We start from the raw sequence: 13,073 nt of genomic DNA, 5'->3' as shown, positions 1-13,073 counted from the left end.
GCTTTTTCCGGTTCCTCCATGCCCCTGCGCCTGTTCCTGTCCTCCGGCGATCTCATTGCCGACCGCCGCTTTGAATTCGCGCGCGATCTCCAGCTCAAGGGCGATCTGCCCGCCGCCGCCGACCTCATCGAGCAGGCGCTCGAGCTCGCGCCGGATTTCACCTCGGCCTGGTTCACGCTCGGCGAGATCCGCGAGCAGCTGGGCGAGCGCGACAAGGCCATCGCGGCATTCCGCAAAGCGCGCGAGGTCGATCCCGGTGATCAGCACGGTGCCAGCCTGCACCTGATACGTCTGGGCGACGAGCAACTCTCCGAGATGCCCAAGGCCTATGTGCAGGCCCTGTTCGATCAATATGCGCCGCATTTCGAGGATGTGCTGGTCAACGATCTTGACTATCGCGCGCCGTCCCTGATCTTCAAGGCGGTGGTGGCCGCACGCGTTGCCGCCGGCAAGCCCGCTCTGTTCAAGCACGCCGTCGACCTCGGCTGCGGCACCGGACTTGCGGCCGCCGCCTTCGCAAAGCAGGTCGACCATTTCACCGGCATCGATCTATCGCCCGGCATGATCAAGGAGGCGCGCGCAACGGGTCTTTATGCCGAGCTCGAAGTCGCGGACATGATCGAGGGCCTGCGCGGCAAGATCAACGCAAGCGCGAACCTGATCGTGGCGGCGGATGCGTTTGTGTATCTGTCCGATCTCGCGCCGGTGTTGACGGAAGCAAGGCGCGTGCTTGCGTCGGGTGGCGTGCTCGCGTTCACGCTCGAGACCCACGATGGCAATGGCATCATTCTCGGCGAAGGCCTGCGCTATGCCCATGCCGCGGAATATGTGCGAAGCGCGATCGTCAGGGCTGGATTCAAGCTTCTGACCTTGCAGGCGGCGTCGCCGCGCATCGAGAACAACGAGCCGGTGCGCGGTCTCGTCGTCGTCACCGAGAAAACTTGAGTCTAGGCGCTAACCCACTGCGATTCTGGCGTCATTGCGTCGCAAGGCGATGACTTCCCACTTGCGAGCGAAGCTGCCATGCCAGCACAATGCACGCATGAGGGAGAAAACAACAATGACGAAAAATCCATCGCGGCGCGATTTCAGCGCTGGCGCGCTCGCCACCATCGCTGCATCGACACTGCCTGCGCCGTATGTCTGGGCCGCGGAGAAGAAATACGATGCGGGCGCCAGCGACACCGAGATCAAGATCGGGCAGACCGTCCCGCACTCCGGCCCCGGCTCGCTCTATGGCGTGCTCGGCCGCATCGGGGAAGCTTATTTCCAGATGCTGAACGAGAAGGGCGGCATCAACGGCCGCAAGGTCAAGTTCCTCACCATGGACGATGCCTACAGCGCGCCGAAATGCGTCGAGGCAACGCGGCGTCTGGTCGAGCAGGAGGAAGTGCTCGCGCTCTACGGCTCGCTCGGCACCGCGCCGCAGACCTCCGTGCACAAATACCTGAACTCCAAGGGCGTGCCGCAACTGCTGCTCAACACCGGCGCGTCGAAGTGGAACAATCCGAAAGAGTTCAAATGGACGATGGCGGGGCTGCCGCTCTATCCGACCGAAGCGCGCATCCTGGCGCGGCACGTCGTTGCCGTGAAGCCGAACGCGAAGATCGGCATCCTCTACCAGAATGACGATTTCGGCCGCGACTTCCTCGCTCCGTTCAAGAAAGTTCTGGAAGACGCCGGCGGCACCGCAAAGGTGATCATGGAGCAGACCTATGATCTGACCGAGCCGACCGTCGATTCCCAGCTGATCAATCTCTCGAAGTCGGGTGCCGACGTCTTCTACAACATCACCACCGGCAAGGCGACGTCGCAGTCGATCCGCAAGGTCGTCGAGCTCGGCTGGAAGCCGCTGCAACTGTTGTCGGCGGGCTCGACCGGCCGCTCGATCCTCAACGCTGCGGGGCTGGAGAATGCCACCGGTATCGTCGCCATCCGCTACAACAAGGAGGTCGGCCTGCCGAAGTGGGAGAAGGATCCTGACGTGATGGCGTTCGAGGAGCTGCGCAAGAAGTACACGCCGGCCATCGATCAGGACAACACCATCGCGTTCGCCGGCTACGGTCAGGCCGTGACCATGGGCGAGATTTTGCGCCGCTGCGGCGACGATCTCACCCGCGCCAACGTGCTGAAGCAGGCGTCGAACCTCAACGGCTTCCACTCCCCCTACTTCCTCGACGGCGTGAATTACAGCTACACGCCCGATGACTACACGCCGATGAAGACGCTCTTCATCTCCACCTTCACCGGCAAGGACTGGGACATCTCCGACAAGCCGATGTCGGAGTAGGAGCACTCCTCTCTTCCCCTCTCCCCGCTTGCGGGGAGAGGGTTAGGGTGAGGGGGAGCCTGCGCGAGGACGGAGGCAGTTGGACTCACGCTGCCTCCACATGCTCGTCATGGCCGGGATTGTCCCGGCCATCCACGTTCTTGCCGCGGGGACAAAGACGTGGATGCCCGGGACAAGCCCGGGCATGACGGCGGAGATGCATCTCGCCCTCCCACCCCTCGACGAACCCACCCCCACGGCTTACCTGTCATGCCGTGCCGCCCCGCATCCGCAAAATCCCGGCCGAGACGCCCGCGCTGCTGCCCGACCGCTTCCAGGCGTGGTTTGCGGCCCGCGGCTGGACGCCGCGTGAACATCAGCTCGCGCTGCTGGAGAAGGCGCGCGAGGATCGCTCTGCACTGCTGATCGCGCCCACCGGCGCCGGCAAGACGCTGGCGGGATTTCTGTCGACGCTGGTGGAGTTGAGTTCCGCGCCGGCCGCTTCGGCGAAATTCGTAGTCTCCACCGGCCGCAGCCTGCAGCGCGCTGGCGGTCTCCACACCCTCTACATCTCGCCGTTAAAAGCGCTCGCCGTCGACATCGCCCGCAACCTGGAGCGGCCGGTCGCGGAGATGGGGCTGCCGATCAAGATCGAGACCCGCACCGGCGACACGCCAACCTCGCGGCGGCAGCGGCAGCGGCGCTATCCGCCCGATGTCCTGCTGACGACGCCGGAGCAGCTCGCGCTGCTGCTCTCCTCCGACGACGCGCCGTTCCTGTTCTCCTCGCTCAAGCGCATCGTGCTCGACGAACTCCATGCGCTGGTGACGTCCAAGCGCGGCGATCTGCTCTCGCTGGGGCTGGCGCGGCTGTGGCGGCTGGCGCCGCAGATGCGCGCGATCGGGCTATCGGCGACGGTCGCCGAACCGGAATCGCTGGCACGCTTTCTCGTACCGCAACCCGAGGACAAGGCCGAATCGGCCGACATCGTCATTGCAGGCGGTGCCGCGCCGCCGCAGGTCGAGATGCTCGACACGCGCGAGCGGTTGCCCTGGGCCGGCCACAGCGCCCGCCACGCGCTTCCCGAGATCTACGAGCTGATCAAAGCGAACAAGACTACGCTGGTCTTCGTCAACACCCGCAGCCAGGCCGAGATGCTGTTCCAGAATCTCTGGAGCATGAACGACGACAACCTTGCGATCGCCCTGCATCACGGCTCGCTCGACGTCGCCCAGCGCCGCAAGGTCGAGGACGCGATGTCGGCGGGCAGGCTGCGCGGCGTGGTCTGCACCTCCTCGCTCGACCTCGGCGTCGATTGGGGCGACGTCGATCTCGTCGTCAACATCGGCGCGCCCAAGGGATCGTCGCGCCTGATGCAGCGCATCGGCCGCGCCAACCACCGTCTCGACGAGGCCTCGCGCGCGGTGCTGGTGCCGGCCAATCGCTTCGAGGTGCTGGAGTGCCGTGTCGCGATCGACGCGATCGCCGAGAATGCGCAGGATACGCCGCCCCTGCGCACCGGCGCGCTCGACGTGCTGGCCCAGCACGTGCTGGGATGCGCCTGCGGCGAGCCGTTTCTCTCCGGCGAGCTTTACGATGAGGTGCGCACCGCCGCGCCCTACGCGGATCTGACGCGGCAGGATTTCGACGACGTCGTCGATTTCGTCGCCTCCGGCGGCTACGCACTGAAGACCTATGAGCGCTTCGCCCGCATCAAGCAGGACAAGGAGGGCCGCTGGCGCGTCGCCAATCCCAAGGTGCGGCAGAGCTACCGGATGAATGTCGGCACCATCGTCGAGGACGACATGCTGAAGGTGCGGCTGGTGCGCTCGCGCGGCGGTGGTTCGGGCTCCACGGGCGTGATCGCGCGCGGTGGCCGGTTGCTCGGCGAGATCGAGGAAGCCTTCATCGAGGGCTTGAGCCCGGGCGACACGTTCGTGTTCAGCGGCGAGGTGGTGCGTTACGAAACCCTGGTCGAGGATCAGGTCTATGTCTCGCGCGCGCATGACAAGGATCCGAAAGTGCCGTCCTATATGGGCGGCAAGTTCCCGCTCTCGACCTATCTCGCCGAGCGGGTTCGCCGCCTGCTCGATGATTCGCGGGCGTGGAATGCGTTGCCGGAGCAGGTGCGCGACTGGCTGTCGCTGCAAAAGGACGTCTCGCGCGTGCCGGCGGTGCGCGAGCTGCTGGTCGAGAGCTTTCCGCGCGCCAACAAGCATTACATCGTCTTCTACCCCTTCGAAGGACGTCTTGCGCATCAGACGCTCGGCATGCTGCTGACGCGCCGGCTGGAGCGGGCCCGCGCGCGACCTCTCGGTTTCGTCGCCAACGAATATGCGGTGGCGATCTGGACGCTGGGTGACATGTCTTCCATGATCCGCAATGGCCGGATCGATCTCAACGCATTGTTCGACCCCGACATGCTCGGCGACGACCTCGAGGCATGGCTTGCCGAATCCGCTTTGATGAAGCGCACCTTCCGCAGCTGCGCGATCATTTCCGGCCTGATCACGCGCCGCCACATCGGCGAGGAGAAAAGCCGCCGCCAGGTGCTGTTCTCCACCGATCTCGTCTATGACGTTTTGCGAAAACATCAGGCCGATCACGTCCTGCTGCGCGCCGCGCGTGCCGATGCGGCCACCGGCCTGCTCGACCTGCGCCGCCTCGGCGACATGCTTGCGCGCATCCAGGGCCGCATCACCCATCGGGAACTCGACCGCGTCTCCCCGCTCGCCGTCCCCGTGATGCTGGAAATCGGCCGCGAGTCAGTCTATGGCGAAGCTGGAGACGAGCTTTTGGCGGAAGCCGCCGAGGAACTCGTCAAAGAGGCGATGGGATAAGAGCAGGTTTGGACGTGGCGGCAGGCGCGCAGGTTTCAGAGGATATCGAGGACATGCGCGTTTCCAGAGTCACCATTGCCGATGTGACCTTCGCAGCCGACCTCTCCGGCGCGCTGTACTGGGACGAGCAGCGCCTGCTCGTCGTCTCCGACCTGCATCTGGAAAAGGGTTCCAGCTTCGCCATGCGTGGCGTGCTGCTGCCGCCTTACGACACGCTGGCGACGCTGAGCCGTCTCGCTGCTGTCATCTCCCGCCACAACCCACGAATTGTCATCGCGCTCGGCGACAGTTTTCATGATCGCAGCGCGCATGAGCGGTTGTCGCCGGATGATCGCGAGGCCGTCGCCGCGCTTCAGACCGGCCGCGACTGGATCTGGATCTCCGGCAATCACGATCCCATGCTGCCGCGCGATCTCGGCGGCACCGTCGCCGACGAAGTCGCGATCGGCCCGATCACGTTCCGTCACGAGCCGACCGGCGCCCATGGCGAGATCGCCGGCCATCTGCATCCCAAGGCCCGCGTCTCCACGCGCGGACGCTCGATGGAGCGGCGTTGTTTCGCCAGCGACGGGATGCGCGCCGTGATGCCTGCCTTCGGCGCCTATGCCGGCGGCCTCAGCATCCGTGACGCGGCTTTCGGAAAAATCTTCCCCAAGAACGGCTTCGTCGCCCATCTGCTCGGCGACCGCCGCGTCCACGCGATTGCGGCCTCGCGCTGTTCTTGAGCTTTCGGTAACGCTCCGGAACAAATTAAGAACACTTTAGCAAGTCTTTGATATATCATTGTGATTCGGCGCGTTGCCGACACCACATCTAGCGTCTGTCAGACTTTGCGAGGACTACATGTCCACCATTGCCTTCGATCAATTTGCGCTCACCCGCATCGCCGATTTCGCGCGCTCGCTGTCGCGGCTGCATCAGGCGGCGCGGCGACAGAGGGTCGATGACGACCAGTTCGACCGCGAGTTCAACGCGGTGTGCCAGTCGATCTGGGGCTACACCATCGACGACGTCAGCGACGATCTGTTCGCGACCGAGGACCATCTGTTCCTCGATACGCTGGACGAAGCGCATGCGCGCATCTTCGCGGCCGAGCAGGGTTACGACCTCATTGGTGAAACGGGCATGCTGACCGACTGGTGGGGCTTCTGCTGGATGATTTTGGCCGAGAAGCGCGGCCTGCTCACGGCCGAAAACCGCGCCGCCGCGCGCGCGGCGATCGAGGAAAAATACCTGGCTGCGCCGAATGTGATCGGGGTGATTATCGGGAGGTAGTCGCGCCAACATCCGTCATTGCGAGGAGCTCTTCGACGAAGCAATCCAGAATCTCTCCGCGGAGAGACTCTGGATTGCTTCGCTGCGCTCGCAATGACGGCGTGGAGAGAGTTGGAGCCTAATCCAGCCCCGCCCGCTTCGCCGGTCTCTGAGCACTCGTCTTCGGCACCGTCACGTCAGGCAACGCCTCACGCACGATCTCGGTCGATGCCGGCGCATCTGCCGACACCGTCTCGGCTCGCACCGGCGCCACCTTCATCTCGCCGAGGCGTGCGCGGACCTGCGCGGTGAGGCCGGGATAGGAGGCGACCGGGGTGAAGTCGGCGGCCTGGTCGGTGCCGAGGCGGATGCCGGTATAGGCGACGAGGCCGTCGGTGGTGGCGATGACGTCGCCGGCTTTCAGCGAGGAATCCAGCGCCAGATCGACCGGGGCAAGGCCGACCGGTTCACGGCCATTGCAGGTGCAGTCCGACCGCAGCGCCTTGCGATAGGCAAACGCGTTCTCGCTGTCGGCGTAGCGCTCGCCCGTCTGCGAGGCGGCACCGTCGATCGAGGAGCCGAAATAGACCTTGGTTGCGCTGGCGGGACAGAACGCCTGACACATTTGTGCGGGCGAGACGAGGCCGCGCATCAGCGGAAAGTATTTGCCGTCGCAGCTGCGCACGCAGAAGGCGGGACCCGAGCCGCCAGCCGCGGCCGAGCGTGTCGGCGGCACGTATTGCGGAGTTGCATTCTGCTGGCCGGTGAAGGGATCGGCGTAGGAGTTCGCCTGCTGCGGCACTTCGCGCTGCGGCCGCTGTTGCTGCTGCATGCCGCCGAAGAAGAAGTCGAACAGGCCTTCGGCCGAAACCGGGGCCGGCATTGCCAGCAGCGGTGCTGCGAGCGTGGCGGCCACAAGCATCGCGCGACGCCGCCGGCGCGCATGGGAGATGACTGTACGCAAACGCTTACTCCACCCGACGCTATCGAACCGGGCCGGGACCGTCAGGTCTCAGCATATGATTCACCATAGAGCGGGATGGTAAATGAGGAGTTGAGGAAGCCGTTCCTGGCGGACTCTCGTGCCCCGGACGCTGCGCAGCGCTTCTTCAGCGGTGCGCTGCAGAGCCGGGGCCCATGTCGATGGGGAGCGAGACTGGGTCCCGGTTCTGCGTCGCACCGCTATGCGCTGCGCCGCGCCCGGGACACGAGAGCGGTTACGCCTTCAAGAATTCCGACGCCTTGTACAGCGAGCGGAACGGCAGGCCGGCTGCACCGAACGTATCCGTGGCGCCTTCCTCGCGGTCGACCATGGTCAGCACCAGCACGACTTCGGCGCCGGTCTCGCGCACGGATTCCACGGCCTTCATCGCCGAGCCGCCTGTCGTGGTGACGTCCTCGACGATCACGACGCGCTTGCCTTCCAGCGTCTCGCCCTTGGGCAGACCCTCGATCGCGAGCTTGGCGCCATGCTCCTTCGGCTTCTTGCGCACGAAGAACGCCGCGATCGGATGGCCCTTGATCCAGGAGATCTGCGCCAGCGCGCCGGCGAGCGGCACCGCGCCCATTTCGAGCCCGCCGATGAAATCGAGATTGTCGTCCTTCAGCGCCTCATAGGTCAGCTCCGCGAGCAGGGTCGCGCCCTCGGGGTCGAGCATGGTCGGCTTGAGGTTGAAATAGAAATCGCTCTTGCGGCCCGACGCGAGCGTGACGTCACCCCGGCCGAAGGAGCGCCGGCGGATGATTTCGAACAGGCGGGCGCGGGAGGCAGATTTCGACACGGCGGTCCCTCGGGAGCGTTTTTGGAAGTGGCGGAATTTATCCGCGACGGCCGCGACATTCCAGAGGGGGCGTCTCCCGTCAACAGGGATCGGCCATCCCGGTCCGCCGGTTGTGGGGGTGCAACCTTCTGAGGTAGGTGGATGCCAGATATCTCGGGGAAGGAAGCGCCCAAAATGACCATCGAGCTGCACACCTGGAACACGCCGAACGGCCGCAAGATCTCGGTCGCGCTGGAGGAAATGGGGCTGCCCTACAAGGTGATCCCGGTGAACATCACCAAGGGCGAGCAGATGGCGCCCGGGTTCCTGAAGCTCTCCCCGAACAACAAGATTCCCGCGATCCTCGACCCCGATGGCCCGGATGGCAAGCCGGTCGGCATCTTCGAATCCGGCGCGATCCTGCTCTATCTCGGCGAAAAAACCGGCAAATTCCTGCCGAAATCGCTCTCGGAGCGCGTCCCGGTCTATGAATGGCTGATGTGGCAGATGGGCGGCTTGGGCCCGATGCCCGGCCAGGTGCACCATTTCATCGCGCTCGAGAACGAGCAGGACCGCGCCTATGGCCTGAAGCGCTATATGGCCGAGACCCGCCGGCTCTACGGTGTGCTCGACCGCCGGCTGGCGGACCATGACTTCGTCGCCGGCGAGCTCTCGGTGGCCGATTTTGCCATCCTCGGTTGGGCCTGGCGCCATCCTCGCCACAAGGTTGATCTGGCCGATTTCCCCAACGTCAAGCGCTGGTACGACGCCCTGATGGCGCGCCCGGCCGTGAAGCGGGGGATGGAGGCGAAGCTGGATTGATTGTTGGACGCTGTCGTCGCCCGGCTTGACCGGGCGACCCAATATTCCAGAGGCGGCGGTGATTAAGCCGAGAGGCCTCGGCGTACTGGATGCCCCGTCAAGCCGGGGCATGGCAGTGTGCCTCACACTTTCTTCGCTTCCACCGCCATCCGCAGCGCGAGCCCGGCCAGCACAGTGCCCATCAGCCAGCGCTGCACCAGCATCCAGCTTGGCCGGCTCCCCAGAAACAGCGCGATCGATCCAGCCGCGAGCGCGATCATCGCGTTGACGCTGACGCTGATCGCGATCTGGATCGCCCCTAACATCACCGACTGCGTCAGCACGCTGCCGGCGGTGGGGTCGATGAACTGCGGCAGCAGCGCCAGATACAGCATCGCGATCTTCGGGTTGAGCAGATTGGTGACGAAGCCCATCGCGAACAATTTGCGTGGGCTGTCGATCGCAAGCGTCTTCACCTGGAACGGCGAGCGCCCGCCCGGCTTCACCGCCTGCCAGGCGAGCCAGAGCATGTAGCCGGCGCCGGCAAAGCGCAACGCGTCATAGGCAAAGGGAACGGCGAGCAAGAGCGCCGTGATGCCGAACGCCGCGCACAGCATGTAGAACACGAAGCCCAGCGCCACGCCGCCGAGCGAGACGATGCCCGCCGCGGGCCCCTGCGTGATCGAGCGTGAGATCAGGTAGATCATGTTCGGCCCCGGCGTGAGCACGAGACCAAGGCAGACGAGGGCGAAGCCGAGCAGTGCGGATGTGTGGGGCATGGATGAACCGGTGCGGGAGATGCAGTGGTTCTAATATGCGCGGCGCGGCGGAGCCATCGTGCAATTGCACGGAGGACAATTTGGCTCGCATGTCACCGCAGTCGTCCCCGCGAACGCGGGGACCCATACCCCCAAGGAGAAGTTCGTGGCGAGTTCGTCATGGGCGATCTTCGCCCAACCCGATCCTGTGGTTATGGGTCCCTGCGTTCGCAGGGACGACACTGTGCTGGTGGAAAGATCAATGCGCCTCGTCCCAGTTCTTCGCCGCGCGCGCATCGACATGCAGCGGCACTGACAGCAGCACCGCCGGGAACGGCGCATCCTGCATCACGTGCTGCACGACGGGCAGCGTCTTCTCGACCTCCGCGTCCGGCACCTCGAAGATCAATTCGTCATGCACCTGAAGCAGCATCTGCGCCGAGAGCTTTTTCGCGGCCAGTGCATCCTCCACCCGGGTCATGGCGCGGCGGATGATGTCGGCTGCGGTGCCCTGAAGTCGCGCGTTGATCGCGGCGCGTTCGTTGAACGCGCGCACCGAGGCGTTGGACGCCTTGATGTCGGGATAATGCATCTTTCGGCCGAACAGCGTGGTGACATAGCCGTGGCTCCGGCAGAAATCGCGCGTCTCGTCCATGTAGGCGCGGATGCCGGGGAAGCGCTCGAAATATTTCTTGATGTAGGCGGAGGCTTCCTCGCGCGCGATGCCGAGCTGGTTGGCGAGGCCGAACGCGGAGATGCCGTAGATGATGCCGAAATTGATCGCCTTGGCGCGGCGGCGGATTTCGCTCGGCATGCCCTCGATCGGCACGCCGAACATTTCCGATGCGGTCATGGCGTGGATGTCGAGTCCGTCCTTGAATGCCTGCTTCAGCACGGGGATGTCGGCGATCTCCGCCAGCAGCCGCAATTCGATCTGCGAATAGTCAGCGGAGACGAGCTTGTGCCCGGGCGTTGCAATGAAGGCGCGGCGGATCTTGCGGCCATCCTCGGTACGAACAGGAATGTTCTGCAAATTCGGCTCGTTCGACGACAGCCGGCCCGTGGTGGTCGCGGCCAGCGCGTAGGTCGTGTGGACGCGATGAGTCTGCGGATGAACATAGGTCGGGAGCGCGTCGGTGTAGGTCGATTTCAGCTTCGAGACCTGGCGCCACTCCAGAATCTTCTTCGGGAGATCGTGGCCCTGCTCGGCGAGCTCGTCGAGCACCTGCGCGGTCGTGGACCAGGCGCCGGTCTTGGTCTTGGTGCCGCCTGATAGCCCCATCTTGCCGAACAGGATGTCGCCGATTTGTTTGGGGCTGCCGACATTGACGGGCTCGCCCGCGATCTCCTGGATCTCGGCTTCGACCCGCGCCGCGGTCTGGGCGAAGTCGCCGGACAGCCGCGACAGCACCTGGCGGTCGATCGAGATGCCGCGCCGCTCCATGCGTGCGAGCACGGGGACCAGTGGCCGCTCCAGCGTCTCGTAGACGGTCGTCATGTGCTCGGCGACGAGGCGCGGCTTCAGCACGCGCCAGACGCGCAACGCCATGTCGGCGCCTTCCGCCGACAGCGGCGCGGCCTTGTCGATCGGCACCTGGTCGAAGGTGATTTTGCCCTTGCCGCTGCCGAGCAGCTCGTTCTCTTTCAGCATGGCGTGGCCGAACCAGCGCTCGGATAGCGAATCCAGCTCCTGCGAGCCGCGGCCCGCGTCGAGCACATAGGAGATCAGTTTCGCATCGTCGGTGTTGCGCAGCGTGATGTTGTGCTGCGCCAGCAACACGGCGGTGAATTTGACGTCGAAGCCGATCTTCAGGACACCCGCCGATTCCAGTACAGGCCGCAGCGCCTCGATGGCGTCGTCGTGCTTGACCTGATCGGGCGCAAGGCCGGCATCGAACAGCCCGGCGCCGCCGCCGGACTGCTTGTGGGCGAGCGGCACGTAGCAGGCATCGTTCGGCGCCAGCGCCAGCGCGATGCCGCAGAGATCGGCCTGCATCGGATCGATGGAGTTGGCCTTGATCTCGATCGCGACATGACCGGTGTCATGGATGCGCGCGATGAAGGCATTGAGCTCCTTCAGCGACTTGATCGCCTGGTACTTGCTGCGATCGACCGGCAGCTTGCGCAGCGCCTCTTCGCGCGCGGCGGCGAGCGAGATCGGCGCGCCCTTGAGGCTCGCCGACTTGTCACCCTTGTCGCCGCCCGTAGCAGTAGCTGCGGGGGCGGCGAACAGATCGCCTGATGTCTCGGACGATCTTGCCTTCGCTGCATCGCCTCCGGCCCTGGCGCCGCTGCTGTTCGATGCGTCGGCGTCGACATTGGCGGGGTCGATCTGCGAATAATCGGCGACGCGGCGCGTCAGCGTGGTGAATTCCATCGCCTTCAGGAAGGCGACCAGCTTGCGCGCATCGGGCTCGTGGACGGCGAGATCGTCCAGCGGCACGTCCAGCGCGACCTTGTCGTCGAGCAGCACGAGCTGGCGGGAGATCCGCGCCTTCTCGGCATGCTCGATCAGCGCCTCGCGCCGCTTCGGCTGCTTGATCTCGGTGGCGCGGAACAGCAGTTGCTCGAGGTCGCCATATTCGACGATCAGCTGCGCGGCGGTCTTGATGCCGATGCCGGGCACGCCGGGCACGTTGTCGGTGGAATCGCCTGCGAGCGCCTGCACCTCGACGACCTTCTCGGGCGGCACGCCGAACTTCTCGATCACCTCGGGGATGCCGATGCGGCGATCCTTCATGGTGTCGTACATCATGATCCTGTCGTTCACGAGCTGCATCAGGTCCTTGTCGGACGACACGATGGTCGTGGTGGCGCCGCGGTCGCTCGCCTGCCGCGCATAGGTCGCAATGAGATCGTCGGCCTCAAACCCGCCTTGCTCGAGGCAGGGCAGGTCGAACGCGCGCACGGCCTCGCGGATCAGCGCGAATTGCGGAATGAGATCGTCAGGCGCCGGCGGCCGGTGCGCCTTGTATTCGGGATAGATCTTGTTGCGGAACGTGACCTCCGACTTGTCGAACACGATGGCGAGATGCGTCGGCCGGTTGTCGGCGGGCATGTCGCGGAGCAGCTTCCACAACATGTTGCAGAAGCCGAGCACGGCATTGACCTGCAAACCGTCGGACTTGCGGTTCAGCGGCGGCAGCGCGTGATAGGCGCGGAAGATGTAGCCGGAACCGTCGACCAGGAAGATGTGGTCGCCCTTGCCGGCCGCCTTGGCGGCGACGGGTTTGGCAGCAGCTGTCGCGGCGGATTTGGCGTCGGCGGTGGTCTTCGGGGAGGTTTTGGGCATGCCGCAATGTATGAATTTTTGCGGGTTTTGACAGCCTCAGACGGCGACTTTTTAGGGCCCTGTTGCCGCTATCCCCCGCTGTCATTCCCCGCGAAAGCG

The 13,073-nt window shown here is 64.9% G+C and carries 10 protein-coding genes; 6 read left to right on the top strand and 4 right to left on the bottom strand.

Going from position 1 to position 13,073, the window contains the following annotated elements:
- Window positions 1-18: 18 nt before the first annotated feature.
- The 5 genes from AB7532_RS33110 (at window position 19) to AB7532_RS33090 (ending at window position 6,384) form a co-directional block, all read left to right on the top strand.
- On the top strand, window positions 19-945 hold the full coding sequence (locus tag AB7532_RS33110; RefSeq protein ID WP_441238850.1) for a methyltransferase domain-containing protein: 927 nt from the start codon (window positions 19-21) through the stop codon (window positions 943-945).
- Between the two features lie 115 nt (window positions 946-1,060).
- On the top strand, window positions 1,061-2,290 hold the full coding sequence (locus tag AB7532_RS33105) for an ABC transporter substrate-binding protein (RefSeq protein WP_441238849.1): 1,230 nt from the start codon (window positions 1,061-1,063) through the stop codon (window positions 2,288-2,290).
- 254 nt (window positions 2,291-2,544) lie between these two features.
- On the top strand, window positions 2,545-5,109 hold the full coding sequence (locus tag AB7532_RS33100) for a ligase-associated DNA damage response DEXH box helicase (RefSeq protein WP_441238848.1): 2,565 nt from the start codon (window positions 2,545-2,547) through the stop codon (window positions 5,107-5,109).
- 53 nt (window positions 5,110-5,162) lie between these two features.
- A complete protein-coding gene (pdeM, locus tag AB7532_RS33095) occupies window positions 5,163-5,834 on the top strand; it encodes a ligase-associated DNA damage response endonuclease PdeM (RefSeq protein ID WP_441238847.1) in 672 nt (223 codons plus the stop codon).
- A gap of 118 nt (window positions 5,835-5,952) precedes the next feature.
- On the top strand, window positions 5,953-6,384 hold the full coding sequence (locus AB7532_RS33090; RefSeq protein WP_441238846.1) for a hypothetical protein: 432 nt from the start codon (window positions 5,953-5,955) through the stop codon (window positions 6,382-6,384).
- A 118-nt stretch (window positions 6,385-6,502) separates the two neighbouring features.
- Here AB7532_RS33090 and AB7532_RS33085 read toward each other — a convergent pair whose 3' ends face one another.
- A complete protein-coding gene (locus tag AB7532_RS33085) occupies window positions 6,503-7,285 on the bottom strand; it encodes a DUF2865 domain-containing protein (RefSeq protein ID WP_441238845.1) in 783 nt (260 codons plus the stop codon).
- A gap of 295 nt (window positions 7,286-7,580) precedes the next feature.
- Window positions 7,581-8,144, bottom strand: a complete 564-nt coding sequence (gene pyrE / locus AB7532_RS33080; RefSeq protein WP_441238844.1) for an orotate phosphoribosyltransferase — start codon at window positions 8,142-8,144, stop codon at window positions 7,581-7,583.
- Window positions 8,145-8,318: 174 nt separating this feature from the next.
- On the opposite strand from pyrE, the gene AB7532_RS33075 reads away from it, so the two are divergent.
- Window positions 8,319-8,945 (top strand): glutathione S-transferase family protein, encoded by a 627-nt coding sequence (locus AB7532_RS33075; protein WP_441238843.1) that lies wholly within the window; start codon window positions 8,319-8,321, stop codon window positions 8,943-8,945.
- A 122-nt stretch (window positions 8,946-9,067) separates the two neighbouring features.
- Here AB7532_RS33075 and AB7532_RS33070 read toward each other — a convergent pair whose 3' ends face one another.
- Window positions 9,068-9,703, bottom strand: coding sequence for a LysE family translocator (locus AB7532_RS33070; RefSeq protein ID WP_441238842.1), 636 nt, complete (start codon window positions 9,701-9,703; stop codon window positions 9,068-9,070).
- A gap of 238 nt (window positions 9,704-9,941) precedes the next feature.
- Entirely contained in the window at window positions 9,942-12,974 is a 3,033-nt protein-coding gene (gene polA / locus AB7532_RS33065; protein WP_441238841.1) for a DNA polymerase I, read from the bottom strand.
- Window positions 12,975-13,073: the final 99 nt, after the last annotated feature.

The organism is Bradyrhizobium sp. 930_D9_N1_4 (assembly GCF_052076015.1).
Lineage (GTDB): Bacteria > Pseudomonadota > Alphaproteobacteria > Rhizobiales > Xanthobacteraceae > Bradyrhizobium.
This window is presented reverse-complemented; position numbering and strand designations above follow the sequence as displayed.

Excerpts from the sequence above, each read along its gene's own strand:
- pdeM (WP_441238847.1), top strand. The coding sequence starts at position 5,163 with ATGCGCGTTTCCAGAGTCACCATTGCCGATGTGACCTTCGCAGCCGAC.
- AB7532_RS33110 (WP_441238850.1), top strand. The coding sequence starts at position 19 with ATGCCCCTGCGCCTGTTCCTGTCCTCCGGCGATCTCATTGCCGACCGC.
- AB7532_RS33090 (WP_441238846.1), top strand. The coding sequence starts at position 5,953 with ATGTCCACCATTGCCTTCGATCAATTTGCGCTCACCCGCATCGCCGAT.
- AB7532_RS33105 (WP_441238849.1), top strand. The coding sequence starts at position 1,061 with ATGACGAAAAATCCATCGCGGCGCGATTTCAGCGCTGGCGCGCTCGCC.
- AB7532_RS33085 (WP_441238845.1), bottom strand. The coding sequence starts at position 7,285 with ATGCTTGTGGCCGCCACGCTCGCAGCACCGCTGCTGGCAATGCCGGCC.
- AB7532_RS33070 (WP_441238842.1), bottom strand. The coding sequence starts at position 9,703 with ATGCCCCACACATCCGCACTGCTCGGCTTCGCCCTCGTCTGCCTTGGT.
- polA (WP_441238841.1), bottom strand. The coding sequence starts at position 12,974 with ATGCCCAAAACCTCCCCGAAGACCACCGCCGACGCCAAATCCGCCGCG.
- AB7532_RS33075 (WP_441238843.1), top strand. The coding sequence starts at position 8,319 with ATGACCATCGAGCTGCACACCTGGAACACGCCGAACGGCCGCAAGATC.